The organism is Synechococcus sp. H60.3 (assembly GCF_047462295.1).
Lineage (GTDB): Bacteria > Cyanobacteriota > Cyanobacteriia > Thermostichales > Thermostichaceae > Thermostichus.
The window spans coordinates 1-1,254 of the sequence record NZ_JANSIY010000205.1; the positions used below are offsets into that span (position 1 = coordinate 1).

2 pseudogenes are annotated in these 1,254 nt (G+C 53.6%); both read right to left on the minus strand.

Annotation, left to right across the window (positions count from 1 at the left end):
* Positions 1–635, minus strand: a pseudogene (locus NW841_RS12785) (hypothetical protein); the annotation flags it as partial.
* Positions 636–657: 22 nt separating this feature from the next.
* Positions 658–1,254, minus strand: a pseudogene (locus tag NW841_RS12790) (hypothetical protein); the annotation flags it as partial.

Genomic DNA, 1,254 nt, shown 5'->3' on the forward strand with positions numbered 1-1,254 from the left:
AGCCGCAGCAGAGGAACCAGCGCCACCGGCAAACCCACAATGCGGGTGGCACTCATCACCAAACCGTGGATCCCGGCCAGGAGTCCTGACCTCATTGAATTCAAGTGGGCCGACCAGTAGAAAAAACCCAACAGGCTGGCCATAAAGAGGGATTCGCTGTAGCCCACGACAAGGTAAAAGCTGCTGGGATAGACCAAGATCATCAAACTTGCCAAAGCTTGCCAAAGCAAGGGGATCTGCCAGCGGCGGTAAAATAGGAAAAGGTAAATCCACATCAGCCAGCAAAAGAGCTGGGCAGTGAGATAAAGCCCCAGCTCCGGATCAACTCCTAATAGGCGGCTCATTATGGTCACTGCCAGCGGATAGCCGGGAAAGAAAGCTGCATTGCTCTGCTCGTAGGCAATCTTGTCAAAGCCCACAAACTGATACCCCCGCTCCACAATGCTCAGGTACCAATAGCTATCGCGCTGGCTCAGGGCTGTAAAAGCAGAAGCATAGCTGCCGCGTTTTGTCCAGAGGTATATCGTTAACACTTGTAGGATAGTCAGCGCTAAGCCCAGCAAAAAAATCCGAGTAGAAAAGCCAACTAAACATTTGCGAATCTGCTGCAGCAGAGGGCCAGGGCGCAAACTCATCAGCTTCACCACCAAGGTTCGATCAAGCGACCCAAAGATGCTGGACGTAGCGCCAGGTGAGGATTTGGTTTAGGGCAAAGAAGACTAAAGCCAAGATCCAGTAGCCCAGCCTCAGGACACTGCCAAGATAGAAACGCACCTGTTGGGGGATGAAGCTGAAATCGGTGTATCTGATCCCATGCAACCAGGCCAGCACCTGCAGGGTGTGAACCGGCAGGCAGTAGCGGATCATACTTCTCTGGGCCACGGCACTCATGCCGGCCACGGAAATGGAGAACATAATCCAGGCAGCCAAATGGAGCCCCAGCCGCTCCTGCCAGCGCCGGCTCTTGCCGGCCAGGACACTCCACCCATCCAGCAAACTGGTAACAACTAGGGATCCCAGGGTGAGGGGAACAAACAGTTGACTGAGGGAAATGGCCCATATCCCATCCCCCAAAGCCTCGGAAAAGGAAAACAAAGACTGCCAGTACCCAAGAGAAAAGAGGGGGGCATAAGTACGAGGTTGAATAATAGCCAGGTAATCGAAAGAACTGGGGCCAAAGTAGCGCTGCATTTCCATGTAGAGATCCCAGCGGCCAAAGCGGAGCTGACAGTAGAGGAAAAAACTCAGCCCGCC